This is a genomic window from Serratia entomophila (assembly GCF_021462285.1).
Lineage (GTDB): Bacteria > Pseudomonadota > Gammaproteobacteria > Enterobacterales > Enterobacteriaceae > Serratia > Serratia entomophila.
The window spans coordinates 1,028,768-1,052,569 of the sequence record NZ_CP082787.1 but is presented as its reverse complement, the minus strand read 5'-3'; the positions used below and the strand labels follow the sequence as shown (position 1 = coordinate 1,052,569).

Genomic DNA, 23,802 nt, shown 5'->3' with positions numbered 1-23,802 from the left:
ACAGGCGTATATATGCCTCAGAAATTAATCTGATAAATTTGTTTTTAACGGTTATTGGTATATCTGTTCGGAATATTCGGTAAGGCTTAGCGTTTGCGTCTCATCTCCATTTGGCTTGGCGCTGTCAACTCGCCAGATCGTAGAGTTCAGTTCCGAGTCTGTTGCGATGAAATAACGACTGGCATTTTGTACGCTGACCCGATCATAAATGTTTAAGTCAAATGAGCCAGCTGCGGCCTGAAACGCTTTTGGATTGCCAATCACTGGATAAGCGCGCCAACGGCCACGATAATCACCGAGGCTGTCTGTCATCACCACCCACATATCACCCAAGCTGAAATCGATACGCTCTGAGGTCGTAAACACGTCGCCATTTCTGCCAGTGATATATCCGTTCTGTTGGGCGTTGTCGTACATGTCTGGGCACTGAACGACTGTTCCGCGAACCACCTGGGTGGACTCCAGCGCTTTCACTGTCATTGTGACGCGAGAGAACAAGATTTTTCGCGCCTCAAGCCATGCCCTGTCGTATGCCTGAACGCTGTTGCTGCAGCCATCCAGGCTGACCTGCAACGCATTTACCGTAGCATCTTCGACCTCAGTAATGCCGTTGCCGTCGATGTTGAGGTAGATGTAGGCTTTCTTGTTCGTCAGCGGGTCGACATAGTCCAGCGTAACTCCGTCATATCCCCCAGGGAGTGACATTTGCCAGGCGATTTTATACTCGTCCCAGAACATGTTAGAGCGCGCAAAAACGGCATCAGGGTTATCAACCTTTTCGTCTCGCCAGAACGTCAGCACGTCGCCGATATCATTCCCGTCCACGCGGGCTACATTGCAGATGGTCTGAATACGTTCGCCGAGCGACATATTTTCATCCGAAAAGGTGTAATCGAAGTAACCAAGCTGCGGATCTGGAAGCGAGTCAGCGATAGCATAAAGCGCAGCAACATCGATGCCAGATACCGGCTGCTGTCCTACGACTACCCACTCGTGCAGCACGGCATCGGCGAATGAACGACTCGGGCGAAGCGTGTAGTCTACCAGCCCCGTAGATCGGTCATAACTGATTGTGTGTCGATGAGCGAGCATGTTGTATTTCTGCTCTCGGTTACTGTTGCTGTCGTTGCTCCCCTTAATCGTCACTCGTGCGATTGTGTCGTTTGGGTAGACCACATTTTCACGGATATTCACCGCGTGAATCGCCATCAGCGTTACAACGTTAGCGTCATTGCTATTATCCAGGCGCTGGATAGTTACCGCATAGCGACCGCTGCCGGCCGCCGGCGTGAACTTATGCGTGGTACGAAAATATCTCGTCGTCACCTGGAAATCGTTGTCGAAGAAATAATCGTACTGTTCAGCTGTGCCGGGGATCTGGTTGTTATTGTCATCCACTTTCCAGAACCTGACGCGATAGCGCGTTGTGCCAGCCGTGGCGCCCAGTTGAACGAGCACATGCACCCAAACCTGAGATGAGGCAATGGGCGACACTGACGGGCCGATAACAAGCGGTGTTTGGTCGTTGAGGGTGAACAATGTGTTGTTTGTTATTGCGCTTCCCGGCAGTGATGTGATCTCCCCTGTCATTTCTGCAATGTAAAACGTCGTGTATGACTGAAGATCCTCGCCGATAAAGCTCTCAGACGAGATGATGTTTCCGCTGCCGGTAACGCTGCGCGTTACCATGTTCCCGCCCTCGCTCCATGTCGCATTGATAACAAAATTCACAGGGTGCGGGACGGCCAACGCCGCAAAATACGAGAAGTTATCATCGTTAGAGAGCACAGTCGCCTTAAGTTGATTGCTCTCGATTGCGACCTCAGTCGGCGAATTTGTCGTCGCCGTCTGTGCTGGGAAATCTTGTGATTCGTTCAGCCCGGGAACTGTTTCATTGTCGACATCATCAAACTGATATCCGACATCAATTCTCCCGATGCTAACGCCAGGGTCAAAAACCTGATAGCTGGCACCAGCCAGGCTACCGAGGTTCGATTCAGAATATCTTACAGACGAGATGGTGTACTTACCGAACCCAACTTCAAACCACTCTGTAAGATACTTATTGTTGTCAACGAACTCGAAAAGTGCTTCTTGAATGAGATCGGGGAAAACTCGACGCTGGCCGTAGACATTTGGCCGACCCTTGTAAAGTCTCGCACGGTTCGTCTGTCCTGTTAGATCGTTGTTGGGTGATTCCCCAGTTGCTACTGATACTGACGCGCTCGGTTTGTTTGATAGACCAAAAACCTTCAACGCACCGGACAGGATTTTTGTTACCGGCCGAAGTATTGTTGTTACCAGCTTACCTACTCCACCCTCCGGCTGATCGAACACGGCCACAACATCATCTCGTTGTAGCTTGTAGCTGATATCGAAATCATCTTCAATCTGGCGCCCGTTAAGCTTAATAACAACGTCGTTGTGCAGATTTAACCCATCGAGAAGGTTAATCAGCATCGAGCCAGTTTCGACGTCACCACGCTGCTTTGGCGCACCAGGGAGGCGCTGTAACTCATATCGAGGCATGTACCATGTACTCCACTCGGCTATAAATTTTGAGAAGTGCCACAGGACTATCACTGCGCACAAAACCGAACTCGCCACGAGAATGCAGGCATTTAACAGGACTGGTCATGACGCCGATATGCGACGGAGAGTCACCGCGGTAAAAAACCGCAATACACCCTGCTGCGGCCACTGGCACTGCCAACCAGTGTTCAGCCTCCTGCTCATAGCATGTGATGAAATCAGCGCCGGACTCATAACCTGCGACATGGTGCAGTTCCAGTCCCAATACATGCCGATAATAAAGAACCACAAGAGCCCAGCAGTCCATGGCGTCAAAGCTGCAGGCGCGATTAGCCCACGGCTTGCCGTTAACAAGCCGGATAAATTCATTTTGCGTCATACAGTAATCAACCCTGGGTAGTCTTTCGTGGTGTAGATGATGGGGTTTGCCAGCGTCAATGGATTTGTTTTGCCCGAGTTAACGGTCACATTGCCGCCATCAGCAGAGATATCAGTGACAAAAAGCGTCCAATTTTTCATAGAGACGGCATCGCCTATCGCATTCCACTGCTGATACAAACAGTTAATGGGGGTCATCCGGCCAGCTCCGCGCCAGGTCTTCAATGTCTGTCTGACGTGCTCCGAGGCAGCAATAAAAGTGATGGTCATTGATATGACTGCTGTACCGTCCTGAGCTGGCTCAGTCACACTAAAGCGCGCTGGCTCGAACTCATTCCCCCCAAACGTCGCAGCCCTGAACAGATTGTTTACGACACGGTAATAGCCAAACGATGGGTGATAAAACTCTACCGTCTGTTTGATATCGCTCGCCGGACGCCGTTCTTTCCACTCTCTCAGTGTCGGCATTAGGTTTTCTCCGGGATAATTTCAGTAACCAGCAGATCCAGCCAGTATCCGTGGTTGGTCTGAGCACCGACGATCCAGTCGTCGTAATCCTCAGTGATGTCGTCAATCCCGTTGCTAATGACCGTCGCAGCCCATGTCACGACATTGCCGTTTTTGCTGGTTTGTACCGGCATGTTGACGAAATGCAGCGTCTGAAGTTGAACGCCCTGCGTGTCGCCCAAGTCGATAGGCATCTGGAACCAGTTACGACCACGGTCGCAGTACGTCGGGGAGCGAAGCCATGACTTAAACCGCTCCGCCTGCTGCAGCGTGAAAATCCATTGGAGCGTCCAGGTGGCCTTAATGTCTGTCGTGATTGGAGTGAATATCGCAGGGCCAACTGCTGGCTGCGTCGTCAGCCATCCAGTATCCTGCGTCATGTTCTGGTCTGCGCGCTGCGGAAGCGGCAGTAAATCCGGGTATGAAACTGTTGCCACGTTTCCTCCGGGCATAAAAAAACCCGCCGTAGCGGGTGAAGTTTAAAAGCTGCCTGATGCCCTGCGATTTAGGCCGAAGGTTTGCTGCATCTGGGATGATACGGGCCCCCCTCGTTCCAGATCGGTTAGCAGCAGATCAACTACGACATTGCCATCCTGCATGTAGGCATCAGCATTCTGAACAGCAGTGCCGGATGTCTGGTTGTTCACGTTTACCTGGACATTAACACCGCCTCCCCCCTGCATGTCCCTATTGCTGATCACCTTGCCGTTGTCACCGGGGATCATGTACTGCTTCCCTGTGCTCGCTTGGTAAATTTCTGGCTTGCCTCGCTCACCCACCTGGTACATCGCGCCAGCGCTCACAGGGCCGCCGTTATAACGCGCGCCAGCCACATTACTCAGCGCCATAGAAGTTGCTAACCCTGATCCGTATGCCACTGCGCCGACTTTTGCGGCCGCACCACCTGTAGCAACAGATGCTGCATATGCTGCAGGTGTCCATGCGTTAGTTAGCAATGCAGCCTGCATCAGACCATTGGCTGTAGATGCGCTTCCCAGCGCCTGTCCAATGATAAAGTTCTTCAGCATCTCAACACCCACCTGAACGATGCTGTTTATCACGCTGTTCAGGATGGTGTTGCCAAGCGACCTCATCGCCTCTTGTGCCGACATTGTGCCGGTAAGCAGCCCTGTTATAGCGTTTGAGGCATTACCAGAGAAAGCATCAACAGCACTCGTCAGCATGTCGTAACCAACGCTCTGCTGGCTCAACAGCTGCCATTGCGCCGCCGTCTGCTGCTCCTGGTACTGCTTCTCCTGGGCAGTGCGCAAAGCTAGGTACTGATCATCCGTGGCCTGTTTAGCCAAGATGAATTGGTCATAGCTGATTTTTCCCTGCTGGTAACTCTGCAGCAGTATCGCCTGCTCCTGCTGTTGATACTGCTGCATCAGCGCCAGCTTCTGAGCATTCTCATTCGCCAACTGCTGAACCGGATCAACTTCAGCTCGTGCAGATGCAACAGGGTTAACTACAGCCTGAGAGTTAATCTTCGCTAAGTTGTTCTGATGCTCCAGCGCCATTTTCTCGGTGGCTGTGTTGTACTCCTGAAGATCAATCTTCCCTGCATCCAGTGCAGCTTTCAGGTTCTGCATTGATTCGGCATAGGATTTATTCTCTGCCTTCTCAGGCATAGCCTTGATCGCCTCAGTGACGCCTTTGGCTGCGGCGGCGGCATCCCATGCTTTTGCGGCATATTCCCCGGCCAGGGTTACCTGTGCTTGCGTCGCGCCTTTACCGAGTGATTGCTGTGCGGTCAGGATCGCTTGCTCTCGGCTAAGCTCAGTTGTTGAGCTCGCCGCAAGTTCAGACTGCTGCTTCAGGTTTGCCAGCTTCTGGGCTACGCTTTCCGCCTGGCTGGCTGACTTCTTGCCCTCCGCTATTCCTTCCTTGGTTGCCTTCTTCTGCTCCTGCTGCGCCTGAAGAGAGTCATATTCAGCAGCAGCGCGCTCTCTTGCCAAAACAACATCAGCCTCTGTTCCTCCCAGCCGTCTTATTTGTTGCTCCGCTTTAAGCTGAGCTCGCTTCTTATCGTTTAATTCCGCCTGAAGCTCAACCTGATCTTGAAGACCGTCAAGGTAGTCTTGGACGTTCTTTGGTCTGGTTATTTTCAGGTTGGATGCATTGAACTTTTCCTGAGCCCCGGCTGCAAAATTTAATTGCCTACCGAGTTGATTCATCATTCCGGCAGCAAAACCAGCTTGCTCACCATGGCGGGAAAGCAACCCAATCCCTTGTTCAAAGGTGCCATTCAACTGCGCCGAAGCAATCCCTACAGCACTTTGTGTTTGGCTGAGATTTCTCTGGGCTCTATCAAGCTCTGCAAAAGCTATGCTTTGGTTATCAACTGCCCCGGTTAATGCCTCGGCTGCCTGGCGCCCACGTGTAGTGCCAGTTCCCCATTGTTCAACTTCTCGCTGAAGGTTTGCAACGCGCTTTGACGCCTTATCATACTCGTCGCTTGCATCTTTGACGGCTCCAGTTAATTCAGGGATTGCACCACGTAGTTTTGCGATACTGGCTGCGATCTCCGTAGCGGACATATCTTTCATCTTGCCTAACAGAGTGTTTACGCCGTCGGCTAACTCAATGGCCGCCTGACGCGCCTCTTTTGCTCGTTGGTAAAAGTAAAAGATTGCAGAAGCTGCGAGCACAGCAGCCCCTGCTGGGCCACCGATTAGCGCAAGCGCCCCCCTAGCCAGAGCAGCAGCAGCGCCGAATGCAGATAGAGAGGTTGAGGCGGCAAACGCGGTTGCGGCCAGCTTAACCTGTCCTGCGACAGCAAGCGTAAGAGCTGCTGCGTAACGAGTACCGACGATTGCAGCAACTGAACCGATTACTTTCGCAACTACATCAAGATTTTCGCTCAGCGTAATAATTGAGCTGTTAAATAGTGAAACAGTAGACTTAACTGTCGTTGAGCTGCCAATGAATTGAGTTATATTGTTATTGGCAATCTCAAGCGCCTGTCCAATAGTAGTCGTAGTATTCGCAAACTCTTTCCCTATCGCATCTCCCTGAGAGAGAAGACCCTTAACAACTACATCGGTTGTCAGCTTACCTTCAGCAGCCATTGCTCTAAGCTGGCCAATATTAACTCCCAAGGAATCAGCCAAGGCCGTAGCCAGCCGACCACCTTGTTCAGTTACAGAATTGAACTCCTCACCACGAAGCGCGCCAGAAGCTAGGCCTTGAGACAGCTGAATAACAGCGTTACTTGCTTCCTGAGCTGTAGCACCTGAAACGACAAAACCTTGGTTAATGATCGTTGTTAATCGAGCTACATCATCAACACTGGTTCCATAGCTTCGTGTTGCCCTTTCAAGGCGCTGATACAAAGAAGCTGTGGCATCAAGCGCCGCTCTCGTATCTTGAGCAATGGAGAAAACTCGTTGCGTTACTGTCGCAAGATCCTCATTTGCCTTAACCGAGTTTGCGAGCTTGTTATTTACTGTCGTCCAAGCGTCAGCATACTTCGCTACCTGTTGCACTGAAATTGCGGCCGAAACAGCACCAGCCAGACGTGTTACGGAGGTAGATAGCGTGTCGGATGATTTTGCTGAGCGTTTAAAACGCTCATCCATTGTGTCCAGCCGTTCGTTTACTTGGCGTTGCGCCTTGAGCAGATTGGCAACATTCATTTCTACTTCATAAACTATATTACCAACTTGTTCTTTGCTTGCCATAACCATTCTCCGGGCATAAAAAAACCCGCCGTAGCGGGTCATGTGACCTAAAAGTTACTTGCAAAATCTGTCCCACACCGATGAGAAGTCATTAACTTCTTCTTGCAAAAATGTCCCAGACGCTTTGCCATTGGATACAAACCTTTGCATACCAGTGTAGGCGCCAAAGCTATTCTTGGCGTCTACTAGACCGCAGTAATATCCCTTCCCATCATGAAAACTTGTAAAGTCATTCATGAACTTTGCAGAACTTGGGTCTTTTACTTTTTCTTTTACTGCATTCTGCCCTGAAATAATAATAGCTACTGCCTCTTTGTTTGCATCCTGCTCCAGTGATTTTGCGTTCTGTCTAGAAGCATAGCCTTCGCCAAAAATAGGTGTGACTGAGTTTACCCATAGCACCGTGGCTATAGATACTGCAATAACACCAATACAGCATGGTATTACACCGAATTTATCCATTCCTGACATGCATAACAACGAGATAGGTATAATTATTAACAATGACATTACTTCACGCATGCCAAAATAAACGGCCACACAAAAACAAACCAAGGCCAATAATCCAAATATTTTATTCACACCCATACCCCCACAAGTTACAAGTTGTCATATGTTAGCAGGGAAGACAATGATGGCAAGCCAATCAACCAGCTTTATCACTTATGGAATAACGGCATGATAATTTTGACAACTCTATGGAGCCAGATCCCCACCCCTCGGAAGTCATCTTCTCCATTAAAAACTTTTCACGCTCTTTTTTCTTGCTCTTTCGAAGCAAAACTCCTAGCTGATAATATCCTTGATGTCCAGGTCGATAGAAGGTTTTCGGGTGTGGGTAATCCCCAACAACTCGCTCATACTCATAAATCTGGTAAAAAGCCTTGGCTATCAAAGCATCCATTGCAATGTCAGACATGCAAATCATGTATTCACATGCGCTAATCGCTATAAGTAGGTGCTTTTCATCATTGCGAAGCCTGTAATGTTGCCTAACCGCCTCCGTTAACTGGAAGTGAAGATCAGCAACTTCCATAAAATTCTTTTTAAGTACCCAACCCCTGAACCAGGACACTTTATCGGGAGAAAATCCTGAAAGGTTCACATCCCTATCCCCATCAATCAAAGATAGGGGAATCGTAGCAGATGGCGCGCGGCTGGCAACGAAAAAACCCGAGGCATAGTTGGCTACTTTCCTTTCGCCTGCCAGCGCTTCTACGCGGCCTTAGCCAGGCGTCGTGCTTTCTTCTTCATGTACTCATCCGCGACAGCATCGTACTCTTCAGCGGTGAACCCTTTCTGATCTGGGTATTTAGCGTTAATCAGCAGCTGAAATTCCGTCATGGTCAGCTGCTCAGCCTCGGCGCGCGGCATGCTGAAGTGATTACGAGCAGCGCTGATGTACTCGAACGCGCTGAACTCACTGACGAAGCTGTTTGTCTCATGCCGCTGGAGACGACGAACCTTGGCTTTTCCGATGATACCGTGAGTGATCAGCGACTGCCCGAGGATGATAATGTCGCTCGCCGGCAAACTTCCGCGACGGAACACGAACGCCCTTCGCCCTCGTTTACTTGGCCGCAGCTCACCCACCAGCGCGCTGATATCGTCATCACAGCAGGCCTGCATGACGATCATCCCGGCAAAGATAGCTGAACTGCTAAACGATGGTGAGTTGATATAGGCAAGCAACCACCCTGGAATCTCGCCATACGCTGCCACTGCAGCAGAAAGCAATCTCGGCGCCTCACTGGTATGGAGTTCTGCAAAGCGTTCTACAATCTCCGCAGGAGAGCCTATACGCGACATGTTTCCGAATGATGGCCTGAAGAAGTAGTCTCGACTGGCATCTGATATGAGCATCTCGCCGATTTCAGTTAATGGGGTCATGGTTGCCTCGAATAATTATCATCAAGGGCACATGCATGCCCTTTGTGATAGTTACGCAGTGACGGTGGCCGCGAATGTTGCAGTTTTGCTGCCGTCAGTTGTAGTGACAACGATGTTTGCTGTGCCGGTCGCTACGCCGGTGACAGTTACCGTGCTGCCGGATAGTGTTGCGGTCGCCTTAGTTGGCGCAGACGATGTGACAGCGTACGTCTTGTCTGTTGCGTCAGTTGGTGCAATGTTCACTGCGAAAGTGGTTGTGGCACCAACAGCTACGCTACCACTGGTAGGAGTTACGGTTACACCAGTCACAGCTACATCAACCGGGGTGTCGATTACCTGAATAGTGTCAGAGTCAGCGACCTTGAACTCCGTGGAGAGCGTAACGATGTCGTTAGTGCCGCCGTCAGAGCTTAAGGCTGTGATGACCATGTAGCCGATGAAAGTGATCGGGCCATACTCTTCACGCACCCAGAGTGTTGGCTGTCGAGCAGCTTTAATCTCGTCATTGTAATACTTGACGAATTTAGCCACGCCGAACTGATCCAACTTGTCGCGCTTGCGAACTTCACCTTCAAAGCTCAGTGTAAAGTCAGAGTTTGTGACCAGGTTTTCAACGTAGCCCTTGGTATCATCCGCATCGGATGTCACAGTATTTGGGCTAAAATCGAATCCCTTGGATGTACCGGCGATCAGCGATTGCCATTCGCTCTCTGCAGGAACCGTATCAGGGCAGCCCAGAGCTACCTCAAGCACAATTCCACGACCGAACAACTTGGAGTTGTCAGTTGAGCAACCTTGCATATTTGCTTACCTCTTTGATTATTGATTACTCGCCATACAGGCAAGCGAATTGCAGGCGATAGACTAATCGCCCTTCAGTTGTTGAAACTGGGGATGGAATGCCACCGACGTTCTCTATGTGGCCTATGCAGTCATTTGGCATGGGGTTAGCCTGGATATGGCCGATAATTGCCTGAGTGGCATTGTCAGCCTCTTCGTCTTCGTTGATAGCGCCCACAACATCGACCATGACTAAATACTCGCTGCCCAAGTCATTGCGAATTGCGCTACCGCTGTTTGGCCTGAATACCAGGAACTTATCGACATCTTTCCCTGTGTCCCGCCAGCGAAGCATCTGCGTGATAAATCCAGTAGTCAGCCCAGCATCCACAAAGTAGTCGCGCACCCGGCGATGCATAGCAGGTGTCATAGCTGCATCTCCTTCTTAATGGCTCGGTCGATTTGCGCCTTGGTGTCTTCGAATCCCTTGGTCAGGAACTCTTTCTTGGCGGTAGCGCGGCGGAATGTTTGCGGGATGTTCGGGTCATGAACATAAACGGCATAATTTGCCGAGTAACCAACCCTTCCAGTTACCCTGGAGCCATTGACTGATATTTCACGATACTGGCTATTTAGTAGAGTGGATGTGTCGATTGGGGTATATAAAGCGGCTTGGCTGCCACCAATCAGCAGAGCAGACTGGATAGCCCTTACTACCTTGCGCCCCCGGATGTCGCCTATCATCCTATCCAGATTGGCCTGAGCTTCACGGACGCCTTTCACCTTAACGCCCATATCAAACTCCCGTGATTATTGCGTAGTCGTCGGCTATGCGGTCAAACGTGTCGGCGTAACGGATGATATGGCGAACCTCGTCAGCTCCTTCGACTTTGGTTGGGTCAATCGCTGCAGATGCGCCTATCAGGATGTAATCTCCCTGCTCGGCGAGAGCATACTCAGTCCAGTGCGTGTTTTTTACGACAAACTCTAAACCGATGTCACCAAGCCGCGCAGTAGCATCACCGCCGTAGTCGCACATGATGGAAATTGGAGCTAACCACTTCTGCTTTCCGTATTCGTCAGGAGGCCCATCCTTTTTCCACACGGTAGCCAGTGCCGTGTAACTCCAATTTGCGGCGGCACTCATGAGAGATACTCCTCGTATTGGTCAGGACAGCCGGGGCAATCAGGGCATTTTTCGCAGTCAGTCCGCCTTGAATTAAATCTCGATAATTCAGGCTCTACCAAAAAAATATCTACTCTGGAATCAATCTGCTCTATTTCTGAATCTGGTTCATGCCGTGGAATAATTCCTGGAAGCCAACCTCCCTTTTCTCTATCAGCCATCAGCACCCTCCAACAACGTCAAAAAAGCCAACCGATGGCCCTGCAGATATTGGCAGCGCACCCGTGCAACCAGCGGTATCCAGAGACAGCAGTGAATTGCGTAACCAGGTAACTGAATCCTCACCGTACTCGAATGATCTGCTTGCTCCAGACGGTGCGCTTTGAGATTTAATCTTCCTGGCACCGGATGAGGCAGACATTAGCGCAGCCGCATACATCATGATTAGTGTTTGCGTGCAGTCGTCATAGCCTGCCCCATCCAAGCAATCGATGATGGAGTTAACGCGACAAAGGATTGGTGTCAGCAAGGCGGATGGGATGGTATAGCCCAGCTCAGCGAGAAAGGCTTGCACATCTTCTGGCGTAAGCGGGGTTGCCATCTTTACTTATCCTTCTTAGCTGCTGATTCTGCTTTACCCGGGCTGGCTACTTCAAAAACTAACTTTTCGCCTTTCTTCTCTTCAGTAGCCTTCGCCTTGCCTGATGCCTTCCACCGCTCTGCAGTTGAATCATCAACCTCTACAACCTCACCAACCCCCAGCTTGCGAAGGTTGGCACCGGCGTGCAGATTACTTGCCACTATTTCTACCAGTGCCATGATTTATCCCTTAACTAGATGCGTGGATTACGGAGTATTTGTTGTTGATGTCCTGCTTGACCATCAACCCCATCGCACCCCATGTACGCCAGATATAGTCACTGTTGTATTCCGGGCGCGGAGAGGCAACAGTCCCGATTGCTTGGCCGACGATCGGAGCGATAACACCAGCACGCAGTGGGACGATGACGATTTCGTTTCCAGAAAGCTGACTGTCTTCTTTGATCGCAGAGATGCCGGTCAATTTCAGGATTTCTGACATGACCGTACCTGACTGGAAGTTATCGGAGAAATAGCGTTCCAAGTTGGAAATAATTTCACCTGAAACATACCAAGTCTGGTCTGCATATTGGTTGTTGATGCGGCGCAACTGATCGCGCAATGCGATAGCCCCTGCACGCAGAGCTTGAGACGTAGCCGATGCAGAGGTGAAGTCGACGTTGAGACCGGATGCACCCAGATCGATTTGAGCTACTCGCTCATCATCTTTCAACCCCTTCCAGGTTAAACCGTCAAAAACGGCAAACCCGCCGGTTTTATCGCGGAATCCGTTATAGATGTAGTCAACGTAGCGACGCTGAACATCCTCAACAGAACCACGCTGAGCATCAGACTGAGACTGCAGTGCTGATGGACTATTGAAGATCGGATCACGCCACTCGAACTTAAAGCCGGAGTCATGGATCGGAACCATGGTGCCGTCAAAGGTGTAGGAACGAGCATCTAACGCGGCACCAACCTGACCAGACATGGACGTATGCGCCCAGCCACGGCCACCGGTACGAGCATAGTCATAGCGTGATTGCTCCAGACGAACAGAGCGAGACAACGGCATCAGGTCGTTCAGCAGGGTGAACTCAGTGTTTGGCTCAAACTGCTGCAGGACCGTGGTGTCAAATGCGCGGTACAGGCGACGAATATCATCTACTGCGTTAACCGCGTCCAGTCGCGGAGCTTGCTCTGCCATGCCACGGAATTGTGCTCGTGCAATAAAGTCTGCTGCGGCCTGAGCACCCGCGTTACGTTCTGCCGTCAGAGAATTGAACTGCTCCTGGTTAATCTCCAGGTTGCCAGTTTCCTGACCGATTTTCTTTGAATAAACTAACATTCAGTGCTCCTTACTTAATTACGACGCGCAGCAGATCGCCTGCTGCCGTGGTATATGGCTTGTCTTCTTCCACGTAGCAGCGAACAGACTCATCACCTGCTGCAACCTTCACGCGACCATTTGCGACAGAAAGAGCCTGGCCTTTGGTGTAAGTGCCGGCTGCTGCTCGCACGTTCAGGAACATCCCTTGAAGCGGTTGAATGCCTACGACCAGCTCACCGGCGGGAATGGCATCATCAACGGAAAGGCAGCGCAGATAATCCTTGTTGGCAACATAGAGGATTGCGGCTTCATTACCGGCAACGGAAGCGGTGAATTTGTCCGCAGCAAAGAAACCGATCGTGCCAGGAGGCGTCGAAGCGGCTGCTGCACCTTCACGATTAAGTAATGGGTTTGGATAGACACCACCCGCATGAATAATATGTTTCCCATCTTTAGCCATTATTTACTCCGGCATTTCGCTGAAAGTTTCATTGGAATTGACCTGACGGAAAGAGCCGTTCAGACCAGTAGAGGTTGGGCATTTTGCGAACAGCTCGTTCAGGGCCTCGCCGTCCAGCGCGTTAACAGCTGTATCGGTCATGCCGAACTTGGCTTTCACTGCTGAGCGCTTCTCGCCCTTCTCTTTATCGGAGTTGGCGGTCATGCCGGTTTCGATGGCGTTCAGTTTTTCTGCAAACGGTGCGAACCAGGCAGGAGCCTGTTCACTGTTATTCGCCTTGTCTTTTGCTGCTTTGTCGTCAGCCTCTTTCTGCAATCGAGCCGCTTTCTCTTCCGGCGTCTCAGTTTTTGCGGCCGCTTCCTCCGCATTCATTTGGTTGAATGCATCGAAAAGCTCTGCGTCGGTCTTGCCTTCAGTCGGCTTACCTTTCGCTTTCAGTGCGTTAACAATCATGTCTTTCATCGGGTTATTAGCTCCGTTGGTTTTAATTTCGTACTCAGTGGGTTTGCGCACGACTTCTACAGGTTCGCCGACGAATTCAGCGGTGCCGTCATCGTCGATGAGGTACTTCTGTTGGTATGTTTTGCCTTCAGCGCTATAGATAAACTTGTCTGGCCATACAGAATCAGGCCATGCATAACAGTCATCAGGCTTGCCTTCGCGAAGCTTCTGGCTCAGCGCTCGCTGGATATCGTCGAAGGAGAAGTTGGAGGCGTTCGTGAAGAAGAATTTGGTTTTGTTGATCAGCCCTTCTTTCGTGCAATCCGCGCCGTCAGCGAGGTTTACTGTTTCGATTTGAAGCTGATCGCCAGCAGCGTTTACGAAGATGCCTACGCCATCATCCGGGGTCGCTGCGCCGGGTTCATCAAGAAGAATAGCGATGTGGTCGAACTGCATGTTGCTAGCAATCCAGGTGTACTTTTTCCCGCGGGACTCACCCTTGCTCGCCTGCTTGTTAAGCAGCAGCCCGGTTGAAATATGGATTGGCTCTACCTGCTCTTTGTTTACCATCGCATCAAGCCGCTCAAGCAGCTTCGCGCCTTTCGGGTGTGCCTCGGCATACCGGCGGTTAACGGCCATATCCATGACTACCCGGCCATCTGCCTTGGTTACGTTCATAGCGAACGCCCCGCCATGGAAGTCATTAACAGCTACGGGGTCGTTAGCGCTGACATAGTTCCCATCGACTTTAGGATGCCCGAGAGGCATGAGCTTTCGCTCCATTGTCCCGAACCCCTGGTTAATCTCTGCTGCCGGGTACAACCCGCCGTTCATCACCACGTCATCAACAATCGGCACGACGCCTTTCACGACGATATGCTCGCTACCATTGATGGTTTCGGTTGTAATGTTTGAGGCTGAGTTGATGACGGTCAGCACGTTGACGCTTTTACGCGACATGCTGTGTCCTCTTTGGTGGATTTCAGGCAATAAAAAAGGCCGCCATCAGGCAGCCTTCTGATATTCATCTTGCCACTGCTTTTTCTCTTCAATTAGCCGCGACACCATCCCTTCGTTGACCACCTTGCCGTCATCATCGACAAGCACAGGGATGTTTGCGCAGTAGCAGTTATAGCGGTTGCCATTCTCGGCATAGAACGCCTTAACCTCTTCAGTGGTATACGTCCTGCCATGTCGTGCGGCATGCCATGCTCGTGTTGTTGGCTTGAGAGCGGACAGCCATAGCACTTTCGTGTTTAGGCCAAGCCTATCCCTTGCCCAGTCTGTTTCTTGCCACTGTGCTTGCCTCAGTGCGCCCACTTGCTCTGTTTGAGCGATGACCTTGGCTTGCGTCATGCTGACATCAAGGCGTTTGCTGACGATTCTTGCCGTTTCTCTCGGGCTTATTCCCCGACCGATGGCATCCGCAATAACATTGGCAAGGTCTGTCCTGGCTTTATCGCTAATACCCTTCCAGTCGCTATAAGCTGATACGTATGCCGCACCTATTTGGTTCTGATAGGCAGGGGATGATAGAAGCTGCACAAGCGTGGTTTGCGACTCATATATCGGCGATTGAGCAGAAAGGTTGGTGTAGGCGTTTAACGTGCCTCGTTGATATTCCTCAGCGATGTACGTTAGCGCCCATATGTCCTGGCCAATACCTTCAAGCAGGTAGTCATCTAAAATCACCTGCACATGCTCCAGCAAGTCAGCCAACTGTTGCGCTGTCATGTCATAGATGAACGCCCCGGCATTGACCTGATAAAGTATCCCATCGTGCATGGCATGGGCTGCTTGTGCATTGCTTGCGATTTCTCGCCCTACTAGCCGCTGATCTAATAGCGACCTAAGCGCAGTCTTGATGCCAAGGTATCTGGATTCGATATCCCTGAACATCTTGTTGACTTGGCGGTATGACTGAGTAGGGTCGGCTTTGTTACGGGGTACTATTGGCGTCCCGATTCGGGGTTTCGCTGTCGTTATCATCTGTCAGCGGGTCCTTATCGGTGAGTTTCTCATCTGGGTTAGGCTTGGCTGGCTCCTTGATTGGTTCAAGCTCACCAGCTGCCCTGACCTCGTTAATTTCTACGGCTGATGTTCCAAACGCCTGTTGGGTTTTGTAAGCCACGTCGGCCATCTTGCCCATGTTGTCGAGTTTTTCGCTGTCGCCTGGCGCAAGTAAATCAGACCAATCAACAGTGATTTCCCCGTTATTCGGCTGAGGGATGACGCCGATATCACACCAACGTTCAATGACGGTCGTGATGATCCACGACATAAAGCTCCCACGACGCTCGTTGCAAGTGGCCGCCCATGCCTTTTTGTCTTCTGTGGATGCCAGATTACCTGTTTGCTTGCCAAATAGGATGTTGAACGGGCAGCGGATGGTCGATGCGTAGCTATTTGCTGATACCGTCCAGGTCGGTGTGGGGTCTGCTGCAGCTACTGATAGAACCGATGTCGTGCCTGATTGTGTTACCAGCGCAGAGTCAGTACCTCGGTTAAGCTTGCTGATTTTGTCATTCATCGCTTCGCCGAGGTCTTTATAACCTGCATCCTTCGCCTGCTGAGCGATGGTTTGCATATCTGTTTGACCATCGAATTGGATGCCAAGTTGACGACTTGCGTTCTTCAGGAAACCTTCAGCGCTCCCACCCTTGGCCTTTTCAATGTCGAGAAGGTCGTTGTATCCGGCCTCGTTAAGCGGGATGCCAGATAACATGTTTTCGTCTTCAGAGCCCTCTGCGATGATTATCACGCGACTCGGGTGTACAGTGACGCTACGGACATTTCCATAAGTGCCATCATCGCCAACAGGCTGCTCATTGAACGTGTAATTTACTGGTTGACCATACGTATCTGAGAGGGTGTCAATATCGTAGTTGCCAGGCTTAATTTGTGATTCCCATGCGGGAATGAGCTTCACAAGAGCTGCCTCGCCAAGTTTACCTACAAGTTCTGTATCTACAGGCTCAGACCATGCCCGATTGTCTTTTATCTGCAGGATGATCGCCGAGTAATGCCCAACCATGTTGCGTCGGTCAGCATCTTTGATTTTTGCCCAGTGCTTCTTCAACAACTTGGTAACTGTTTTTTCCCATTCGGTTTCTTTCTTGGATTTATCCGCAACTGGGCCATCAATAATCACTGGCTTATCTACCCAGCAGGAATCCAGCGTCTTGTGGATGCCAGCATATGCAGCAGAGTTACGCCGGTATGCACGATAAAGCATGTCAAAGCTTACGGCGTCCGGGTACCCGAATTCATCCCAAAGCTTGGTTCGCTTAGTGTTCCCGTTGAATTGACCAGCATACAAAGCTCGCTGGCGTCCCACCGCCATTGTTTCAGCGAGGGTATTTACGAGGAACTGAATCTCGTCTTTTTGTTCACTCACTGAGTGGCTCCTTAGAAGAGTATAGCGCCGACTTGTTTGTGGTTGTTCTTGGCTACAGCAAAGTAGCGGAAACCATCAGAGCCGTGAGAGGTGTGGTCATGTAATGGCTTGTCTTTCCAGCAGCCGCGCTTGTCGTCCCATTCCTTACGGTAGCCTTCCAGATGAGTGATGCCTTCTGCACACTTCTCATCGTCAAAGACACATTTCGGTAGGATTTCACGCACGGATTCAATGCCGGTATCAACGCCAGTTTTCGGAACCACTTTGAATGTCATGGAATAAACCTGACCGTCGATTTCGTAGCCTTCGCGCGCCAGTTCCTTTCGGGATTTAGCATCAGAACCAAACTCCCGGTTTTCAATGTCGTGCGGACCCCAGTGGTCGCCGTACTTATAGCCGCGGTCTTTAAGCACTTTCATGTAGTGCCGCAAGCCCTCGCCAGAGTTCTCGTAGTAGTCGATGATGTGGAATTCTTCACCCACTTCACGCACGAACCAGATGGCCGTAGAGTCACCCACACCGATATCCCAGAACGTGTGAACCGGTAGATGTGAGTTATCAGGTAGCGCACCGATCCGCTTGTTGGTGTAGAGCCAGCGGAACTGTTTGGCGTAATACGCGCCCTCGACTGATTGCTGGAATGCTTCGGCGGGGATGGTTGGATATTCCCGCTTCATGTCATCGCCAAGGGTCTTTTCTTTGGCGTAGTACCAGGCTTTCTGTCGCTCGTTGAGAGTTACGCCATGCTTGGCTTCCATCTCGCTGAAGTAATCAACCAGACGCTGCGGGATTGGCTCTACAGGGTCAATTGCGTACTGCGGATTTTTCCACCAGGAGAAGAAGAAAAACTTCCAGTCCAGTGCTGATAGTTTTTTACCCTGCAACTGTGCTTTCTCTGCCGACTGGCAGTAATCGAAGAAATAACCGGCGCGACCTTCAGCAGTGCTCTCGATAGTGGCAAAGCATCCGGTTGATACGGCCTCAAACGCGCCTGTGACAATCTCACGGGCCTTATCTGGATACTTAGCGCATATCTTTCCGAACTCTGAAACGTGCAGGTAACGCAGCGTACCGCCACGGAATGAGGTGCTTACATACAGTGAGCCGCCCTTCTTAAACACCAACTCCCCGGCTGAGTCATTGCTCGCTGGGTTGGCGGCTTTGATTTCATCAGGCAGGTTGTCGTAGGCGTATTTCACCTTTTCGCGAAACAATCGCTTGGCGTCGTTAAGCGTGTGGGCGATCAGGGCGCACTTTGCTGACTCGAATAGCGCTGCATCAAGTTGAATGATGCAAACCTCGGTCGTGAAACCGAGCTGGCGCGCCTTGAGGATGATGTTGCGAGTATGGATGCCTTCGAAATATTCCCGCTGCTCAGGTGTCATTCTGAATCGTATCGGCTTGCCTTCTTTGTCGGTGATCCAGTAGAGGTTATTCAGCCGCCAGTCTTTATTCGCCAGCAGCTTGAGGTGCTCAGGTTTCATTACGCCCCCTGAGACAGTGAGTCCATCAGGTCAGAAAGCTTCTTAACAGAGTTGTCGCCTTCTGGGCCATCAATATCGTAGGCCTGCCGCTCAAGGCCGATGAGGTTTTTCAGCGCATCGCTAAGTGCTTTCACTGACTTCACGCGCTCAGGCATGCTGATGATCGACTGATACACCTCATTAAGGCGATCACGGCCATTCTCATCAGGGTCAAGCATCATCTCACCCAGTTTACGTAGCGACTCGACATCTGCACATTCTGCCCCAAGCTCATCAAACAAAGAGTTGGTGATTTCTCGTGCCCGGCGAATGTCGCCCCTGTGCTCCATCCTGACGGTAGCAATGACCTCAGCAGTAGCTTCAACAAGTACGCGCTCGCTAAAACTGTTCTCTGCGCGTACTTGTTTGCGTACCTCTGCTTTGCGTACCAAATCATCAGCACGCTCTTTTACCTTTGCAGCCAAGTCGCGTGACCAGTCATCGCGCTTTGCCCGCTTGCGTATTGCCCCTTCACTAATGTTGTGTTGAGAAGCAATTTCACGCAGAGACATCAAGCCAGCTCGGTATGCCGATTCGATGGCCTCCCAATCTGGTTTGGTCATTGCCTTATCCTTAATGAATTGTATTTGTGTATTCTATTGGTGCCTCAAGGTGGTCAAGGCCGTCAATCAGTGGGCTAACTAAGCCGTAAACCGAGATGTCGCCTTCATCGTCTATCCAGACGCTTTCAACCTCAAGGGTGCAATCCAAGTCAAGTTTATCTACGCGGATGCCAAGCTTTGTGCCGATCAGCGGATGGTTTTCGATAGGTATCGATGCTTCTTCGTATTCATCCATAGGCACCTCTTTGATTGGTTTCGCAGCGTTGCCACGCTTGTCAGAGTTGCTAGGCCACTTCCGTCTTTCCGGCTGCCAAGACGTGATCACCTCCTGCTAGGTAACACAGTCTTATTCCTTTTCGGGGGGGGAATTCATTTCAAACACTGCGTGTTGATATATTCCTGCAGCGCTTTCAGTGCTGTTTGGTCGCTGACGATACCGGCTCTGATACCGAGAACGTTTCTTCCAGCAGTTGAAGAGAGTTCGATGGAGGCATCATTGCCCATGCCGGAGGAGCTGGCAGCTTCGGTTGTGGCTGACACAGAACACTTGCCTTTGACGAGCACCCGACCACCATTATCAAGCTTGCGCTGCAGAGCATCATTTTTAGCTTTTGCATCCGCTAACTCCTGCGAGTATTTGGCATCCAGTGTGGCAACATCGCGCTGCCTGGTTTCCATATCAGTGATGGTGGCGTTCGCCTGATTCAGCTCATTAGTTTTCTCATCGCGCTGACGCTTGTATTCGGTGGCATTATCTCGGTAATGATTAACCACCCATCCCAGCGAAACTGTCAGGCAAGCGATAAGGCCAGTGACGATTATTGTTAGCCTGCTCATGACAGAAACAGCGATCGTTCCCGCTGCCTGCGAGGAAGAAGAATATCCGGATCGTTACCTGCTCGCTTCCATGCCAGGAACTGATCTGCAGCACCAGAATAATCTCCAGCCTTAAGCTTGCGTAGCAGTGTCGAGCCGTTGAATGCCGATGCTCCGATGTTGAAAACCAGGCTGCATAACGCGTCGTATTGGTTCTGGCTCAGCCCGACATTCGCCGAATTGATAGCTCGCTCTGTCCACTGCAGATCAAGGCGCAGCAGATCGGATGATTTCTCTTTCGAGATGGTCATGCCCATTGCAACCGGCTTGCCATCTACCAGCCCAGTGTGACCGACGCCGATCGTGGGGATGCCGCGCGTGTCTTTGTATGCTGAGAGCTTTTCACCCTCTTGGCGCTTCAGGAAGTCGATGCCTCTATTACTGATTTGCATCTGTCTTTATCCCCGTAAGACGCTCCCAGAAATATGTTAAGGCAACAGAACCCATCGCCCCGCTAATTCCGGCTGCAGCCAGCGTCATGTAAATACTAAGCCCACTCTCAATACTGATTAGGCCGCTAATTACGCCTGTAAATCCAGACACAGCAATTTGAGCAATGGCATTAACCCAACTCCAGGATGCCCTGTTTTGTTTCACGTCAATGAGGTAACGAACGATTCCACCCCAGCACGCGAGAACCAGCAGCAAGAGCCAACTAATGCCAGCAACGCTTTCTTTGTCTTGCATATTCTTGGCCATAGATTTCACCTCCAACGTTTATGTTGGCTGTGATGTAGTCGAATAGGTTCAGCCCACAGCCGTAGACGATCAGCTACTAATAGGATGCCATGGAGTGTGTCGCTGTTGGCTGGGGCTGAAATGAAAAAAGGCCGCCCTGAGGCAGCCTTAAAGTTTGGGAGGTTGCAAGCTATGGACACACTTGTCACACCATATACGGATATTATGGCTAAATGGCTAAAGCTTTGTCAAGCCACTTATCTCCAACATGCGTAATTTTATCGACGCGTTTGCGGCTGATGAATGCATTTTGTAGCGGTTGATACAACATGAACAGGCTTGCATTGAGTATCTGTTCTACCTCGTTTCTGCAAGTTCCCATAGATGGCCGTCGCCAACCATCTCCTTTCCTGCCGCTGACGAACTTGCGGGGCTTTGCAGTCGCGTGATAGTAAGATGCAATGGCTCGTTTAGAAGAACCATGCGCGTAGTAGCTGAGTAAAATGCCATAGGCTTTTTGGTCAATGTACATAACGGAATCTACGACCTGAGAAATCAACATTCCATCATCGTCATTGCACATTGGCCTGCTTGGATTCTTGCTTGGCTCTACGCTTTCCATGAACTTGGCGATCATGTTGCTCATGCGTCGCTCGAGTCGGCCGGAGTAAACCCATGCACCCCACAACTCAAGCCAGCCGTTTACCCACTGGTGCTGATCATCATCCAGCTCAAATTTGCTGATGTTCACGATATGCCCTCCGTCTTAACCGTTCCGTGCCGGTCTTGTTTTGTGGTGAACAACGTATGCATTCCTCGCCGGTCGATTACCCTGACGACCATGTTCCCGCCCGGGCGTTGAACCACTCCATGACATCTGCCGGTGAGTGCGCGGAGAAATCTCGCCTCTTCGATTGCTGCAGGTATGCTTGTGAACATCAGGCTGCCTCCTGGAGTTTTTTCAGTTCCCGCAATTTCGCTCTGTAACGCGATCTAATCGCCTCTAGCTCTTCGCGGGTGTATCGGTGAGGGTTGTTGTCGTTTTCAAGCGCCAAGACGCGATCAAGTCCGATTTTCAGCACAAGGTGGATGCGGTACTGAACAGCGTTGCTTGATAGCTCGTCATTACACCGATGACACTGCTTGTGAATATTGTCTTCGTTGTACCGAAGGTGAGATGCCGCGCCTCTTGACCTGAAATGCCCTGCTTCCCATTGCACCGTCTCCCACGTTCCGCAACTGATGCACGGTTCGTTAACGTCCCGACCCTTTGTGATGTAGTCGTTAACCACGCGCTGAGTTAAATCTTCCCAGTGTTTCAATGGCTTCACGTCAGCCTTGCGCTTGTTCCACTCACGACGTGCAGATGCCTCAGATTGCTTTTGCTTGCGCTCTGATTTCTTCTTGGCGTGTTGGATTGCACATGCTGGACTACAGACGATTTGGAGGGAGTTACGAGGGGTAAACTTGATGGGACACATTCGGCATTTCTTCGGCTTAGGCAGTTTGATGCCTTTAGCCATCGTTATCCTCTCCCATCACTGAGTCGATGAATTTCCGTTGCTCCTGGTCGCAGGAATCACACACATAAACTTCCGTGTCCTGCAGTTCCTTTCCGCAATCGGCGCAGATCATCGCCCGCACCTCATCACCAGAAACGTGACGACATTGCCGGGCCACGCCAAACTGAGTAACAGGTTTTTTGTGGCCGGTACCGGTGGGTACCCTTTGCTGTAAAATTCGTAGCACTGACCAGCCACAAAGCAGTAGGTGCAGGCCAATATGGTTAGGATGAGCATTGTTCGGACTCCTTCATCATGAGGAAGACGACCATCGCTAGCCTGAGAGGCTGGTATGGGTGGGTTTTCCAAGCGTTATAGGTGATTTCACTCAGCGCGGATGATGCATCCCATGAAATCCCGTCAAAAGTTAGGCTGATATAATTTTGTTCGATAATCGGCCACGCATAGGAAGGGTCATTGCAATAATCAGGAACCCGACGACTTATCCCACAATCTTCTACCACTGGCGCTGAATCGCCTGTTATTTTTGCGACTTTGCAGTTAATTACGTGGTCATTAATTTCGCTGTAATCGGTCATGGCTTCCTCCGGGCGCGACGACGCAGCCACATGCTGTCTATCAGCGTCGCGGTATAATTAAATGTGATTATTTCGGTTGGTAGTAATTGCTTCTTGCGGGGAGTGCGGGTTGTTGGTTTGAATATCAGCTTTTCTTCTAGTCTGTCCCAGACTGATTTACGCCTTCGAGTCATTAGGCCACCTGTTTCTGTTTGTTTGCCTCGCCCCAGCGCTGCGCCCACTCTATGCGCTCGCGGGACTCATCGCTGAACTTCACGCCCTGTTCAGTGCCGAACCAGTAGATTGCCTCGATGACATCAACCATCTGCCCTACACGCATCTTGCTAGTACGCTGACCGAACATCACAACGCCACCGCCAATACCTGGTGCGGTTCTCTGTTCCTGTTTCTGGGTCTTGGCTACAAGGGCGGTGATCATGTCCTTCCAGTCATCTTCGTCGTATCGTTCGCCATACCAAACGACTTGCAGCGCAAGGTCATGCAGCAGCGGCCACATCTTGCGGTTCTGTGAAAGTGTTCGTTTAGGTGTGGATACTTCGACTTCGATTGGCTTGGACTGGTCTAGCGGTAGGTTTTTGATATGCTCTATCAGGTTCTGGCGTATCTGTGGGCTTCTTAGGTAGAAGACCTGTTTAGTCACTTACCTTCTCCATTATGCTGCTATATTCGGATTTTAGTTTTTCTCTCCACAACCTTGAATGAATGCGATGAAGCCTTTGCATTGTTGTGAACCGTGGGCGTCTATCGTTCTCACTGCCAACCCATTCATCATTAACTCGATATACATGTCCGAACGCATACCACTTGTTCGAGCACCAAACGCAAACCTGGACGCGGTTAGTGCCGAAGGTAATTGTGTGTTCACAAAACTCTGTTACTTCGCAATCGTCCATAATTTTGTTCAGCACTTCATCCCACATTGGGCAAAATGGAAATTGGTACATGCCGAAAATCGTGT

30 protein-coding genes are annotated in these 23,802 nt (G+C 50.8%); all 30 read right to left on the bottom strand.

The window, feature by feature from the left end; translation table 11 throughout:
- Positions 1 to 51: 51 nt before the first annotated feature.
- Positions 52 to 2,529: a host specificity factor TipJ family phage tail protein gene (locus tag KHA73_RS05055; protein WP_234589517.1), complete on the bottom strand. Its 2,478-nt coding sequence runs from the start codon at positions 2,527 to 2,529 to the stop codon at positions 52 to 54.
- A complete protein-coding gene (locus KHA73_RS05050) occupies positions 2,516 to 2,911 on the bottom strand; it encodes an NlpC/P60 family protein (protein WP_234589516.1) in 396 nt (131 codons plus the stop codon). Before KHA73_RS05050 ends, KHA73_RS05055 begins: the two co-directional genes overlap by 14 nt.
- The gene (locus KHA73_RS05045; RefSeq protein WP_234589515.1) at positions 2,908 to 3,378 is read right to left on the bottom strand and encodes a hypothetical protein; all 471 of its coding nucleotides are present in this window, start codon (positions 3,376 to 3,378) and stop codon (positions 2,908 to 2,910) included. Before KHA73_RS05045 ends, KHA73_RS05050 begins: the two co-directional genes overlap by 4 nt.
- Complete coding sequence (locus tag KHA73_RS05040; protein ID WP_234589514.1) at positions 3,378 to 3,854, bottom strand: hypothetical protein; 477 nt, start codon at positions 3,852 to 3,854, stop codon at positions 3,378 to 3,380. Before KHA73_RS05040 ends, KHA73_RS05045 begins: the two co-directional genes overlap by 1 nt.
- 42 nt (positions 3,855 to 3,896) lie before the next feature.
- Positions 3,897 to 7,100, bottom strand: a complete 3,204-nt coding sequence (locus tag KHA73_RS05035) for a tape measure protein (RefSeq protein ID WP_234589513.1) — start codon at positions 7,098 to 7,100, stop codon at positions 3,897 to 3,899.
- A 54-nt stretch (positions 7,101 to 7,154) separates the two neighbouring features.
- Positions 7,155 to 7,682 (bottom strand): hypothetical protein, encoded by a 528-nt coding sequence (locus tag KHA73_RS05030; RefSeq protein WP_234589512.1) that lies wholly within the window; start codon positions 7,680 to 7,682, stop codon positions 7,155 to 7,157.
- Between the two features lie 64 nt (positions 7,683 to 7,746).
- Positions 7,747 to 8,205, bottom strand: a complete 459-nt coding sequence (locus KHA73_RS05025) for a hypothetical protein (protein WP_234589511.1) — start codon at positions 8,203 to 8,205, stop codon at positions 7,747 to 7,749.
- Between the two features lie 110 nt (positions 8,206 to 8,315).
- Positions 8,316 to 8,990 (bottom strand): DUF6246 family protein, encoded by a 675-nt coding sequence (locus KHA73_RS05020; RefSeq protein WP_063990951.1) that lies wholly within the window; start codon positions 8,988 to 8,990, stop codon positions 8,316 to 8,318.
- Positions 8,991 to 9,041: 51 nt separating this feature from the next.
- Positions 9,042 to 9,791, bottom strand: a complete 750-nt coding sequence (locus KHA73_RS05015; protein WP_234589510.1) for an Ig-like domain-containing protein — start codon at positions 9,789 to 9,791, stop codon at positions 9,042 to 9,044.
- A gap of 25 nt (positions 9,792 to 9,816) precedes the next feature.
- Entirely contained in the window at positions 9,817 to 10,200 is a 384-nt protein-coding gene (locus KHA73_RS05010; RefSeq protein WP_234530874.1) for a phage tail termination protein, read from the bottom strand.
- A complete protein-coding gene (locus KHA73_RS05005) occupies positions 10,197 to 10,565 on the bottom strand; it encodes an HK97 gp10 family phage protein (RefSeq protein WP_234589509.1) in 369 nt (122 codons plus the stop codon). The genes KHA73_RS05010 and KHA73_RS05005 overlap by 4 nt, the downstream gene beginning before the upstream one ends.
- Before the next feature lies 1 nt (position 10,566).
- The gene (locus KHA73_RS05000; RefSeq protein WP_234589508.1) at positions 10,567 to 10,917 is read right to left on the bottom strand and encodes a hypothetical protein; all 351 of its coding nucleotides are present in this window, start codon (positions 10,915 to 10,917) and stop codon (positions 10,567 to 10,569) included.
- 199 nt (positions 10,918 to 11,116) lie between these two features.
- Positions 11,117 to 11,497 (bottom strand): DUF7370 family protein, encoded by a 381-nt coding sequence (locus tag KHA73_RS04995; protein ID WP_234589507.1) that lies wholly within the window; start codon positions 11,495 to 11,497, stop codon positions 11,117 to 11,119.
- 2 nt (positions 11,498 to 11,499) lie between these two features.
- Positions 11,500 to 11,715: a hypothetical protein gene (locus tag KHA73_RS04990; protein WP_234589506.1), complete on the bottom strand. Its 216-nt coding sequence runs from the start codon at positions 11,713 to 11,715 to the stop codon at positions 11,500 to 11,502.
- Positions 11,716 to 11,725: 10 nt separating this feature from the next.
- Entirely contained in the window at positions 11,726 to 12,823 is a 1,098-nt protein-coding gene (locus KHA73_RS04985; protein WP_234589505.1) for a major capsid protein, read from the bottom strand.
- Positions 12,824 to 12,833: 10 nt separating this feature from the next.
- Entirely contained in the window at positions 12,834 to 13,265 is a 432-nt protein-coding gene (locus tag KHA73_RS04980) for a hypothetical protein (protein WP_234589504.1), read from the bottom strand.
- A 3-nt stretch (positions 13,266 to 13,268) separates the two neighbouring features.
- Positions 13,269 to 14,666 (bottom strand): DUF2213 domain-containing protein, encoded by a 1,398-nt coding sequence (locus KHA73_RS04975; protein WP_234589503.1) that lies wholly within the window; start codon positions 14,664 to 14,666, stop codon positions 13,269 to 13,271.
- Between the two features lie 45 nt (positions 14,667 to 14,711).
- Positions 14,712 to 15,695 (bottom strand): phage minor head protein, encoded by a 984-nt coding sequence (locus tag KHA73_RS04970; protein WP_234589502.1) that lies wholly within the window; start codon positions 15,693 to 15,695, stop codon positions 14,712 to 14,714.
- Positions 15,646 to 17,103: a DUF1073 domain-containing protein gene (locus KHA73_RS04965; RefSeq protein ID WP_234589501.1), complete on the bottom strand. Its 1,458-nt coding sequence runs from the start codon at positions 17,101 to 17,103 to the stop codon at positions 15,646 to 15,648. The genes KHA73_RS04970 and KHA73_RS04965 overlap by 50 nt, the downstream gene beginning before the upstream one ends.
- A gap of 11 nt (positions 17,104 to 17,114) precedes the next feature.
- Positions 17,115 to 18,587, bottom strand: coding sequence for a terminase (locus tag KHA73_RS04960; RefSeq protein ID WP_234589500.1), 1,473 nt, complete (start codon positions 18,585 to 18,587; stop codon positions 17,115 to 17,117).
- On the bottom strand, positions 18,587 to 19,189 hold the full coding sequence (locus KHA73_RS04955) for a hypothetical protein (RefSeq protein WP_234589499.1): 603 nt from the start codon (positions 19,187 to 19,189) through the stop codon (positions 18,587 to 18,589). The genes KHA73_RS04960 and KHA73_RS04955 overlap by 1 nt, the downstream gene beginning before the upstream one ends.
- Positions 19,190 to 19,199: 10 nt before the next feature.
- Positions 19,200 to 19,424, bottom strand: coding sequence for a hypothetical protein (locus KHA73_RS04950; protein WP_234589498.1), 225 nt, complete (start codon positions 19,422 to 19,424; stop codon positions 19,200 to 19,202).
- Between the two features lie 134 nt (positions 19,425 to 19,558).
- Positions 19,559 to 20,026 (bottom strand): lysis protein, encoded by a 468-nt coding sequence (locus KHA73_RS04945; RefSeq protein ID WP_234589497.1) that lies wholly within the window; start codon positions 20,024 to 20,026, stop codon positions 19,559 to 19,561.
- Complete coding sequence (locus KHA73_RS04940; protein ID WP_234589496.1) at positions 20,023 to 20,457, bottom strand: lysozyme; 435 nt, start codon at positions 20,455 to 20,457, stop codon at positions 20,023 to 20,025. The genes KHA73_RS04945 and KHA73_RS04940 overlap by 4 nt, the downstream gene beginning before the upstream one ends.
- On the bottom strand, positions 20,444 to 20,752 hold the full coding sequence (locus tag KHA73_RS04935) for a phage holin family protein (RefSeq protein WP_234591188.1): 309 nt from the start codon (positions 20,750 to 20,752) through the stop codon (positions 20,444 to 20,446). The genes KHA73_RS04940 and KHA73_RS04935 overlap by 14 nt, the downstream gene beginning before the upstream one ends.
- Positions 20,753 to 20,972: 220 nt before the next feature.
- Positions 20,973 to 21,494, bottom strand: a complete 522-nt coding sequence (locus KHA73_RS04930) for an antiterminator Q family protein (RefSeq protein ID WP_234589495.1) — start codon at positions 21,492 to 21,494, stop codon at positions 20,973 to 20,975.
- Between the two features lie 187 nt (positions 21,495 to 21,681).
- A complete protein-coding gene (locus KHA73_RS04925) occupies positions 21,682 to 22,266 on the bottom strand; it encodes a recombination protein NinG (RefSeq protein WP_234589494.1) in 585 nt (194 codons plus the stop codon).
- Between the two features lie 263 nt (positions 22,267 to 22,529).
- Positions 22,530 to 22,844, bottom strand: coding sequence for a phage protein NinX family protein (locus tag KHA73_RS04920; protein ID WP_234589492.1), 315 nt, complete (start codon positions 22,842 to 22,844; stop codon positions 22,530 to 22,532).
- Positions 22,841 to 23,017, bottom strand: a complete 177-nt coding sequence (locus tag KHA73_RS04915) for a NinE family protein (RefSeq protein ID WP_234589490.1) — start codon at positions 23,015 to 23,017, stop codon at positions 22,841 to 22,843. The genes KHA73_RS04920 and KHA73_RS04915 overlap by 4 nt, the downstream gene beginning before the upstream one ends.
- Positions 23,017 to 23,484: a recombination protein NinB gene (locus KHA73_RS04910; protein WP_234589488.1), complete on the bottom strand. Its 468-nt coding sequence runs from the start codon at positions 23,482 to 23,484 to the stop codon at positions 23,017 to 23,019. Before KHA73_RS04910 ends, KHA73_RS04915 begins: the two co-directional genes overlap by 1 nt.
- Between the last annotated feature and the right edge of the window lie 318 nt (positions 23,485 to 23,802).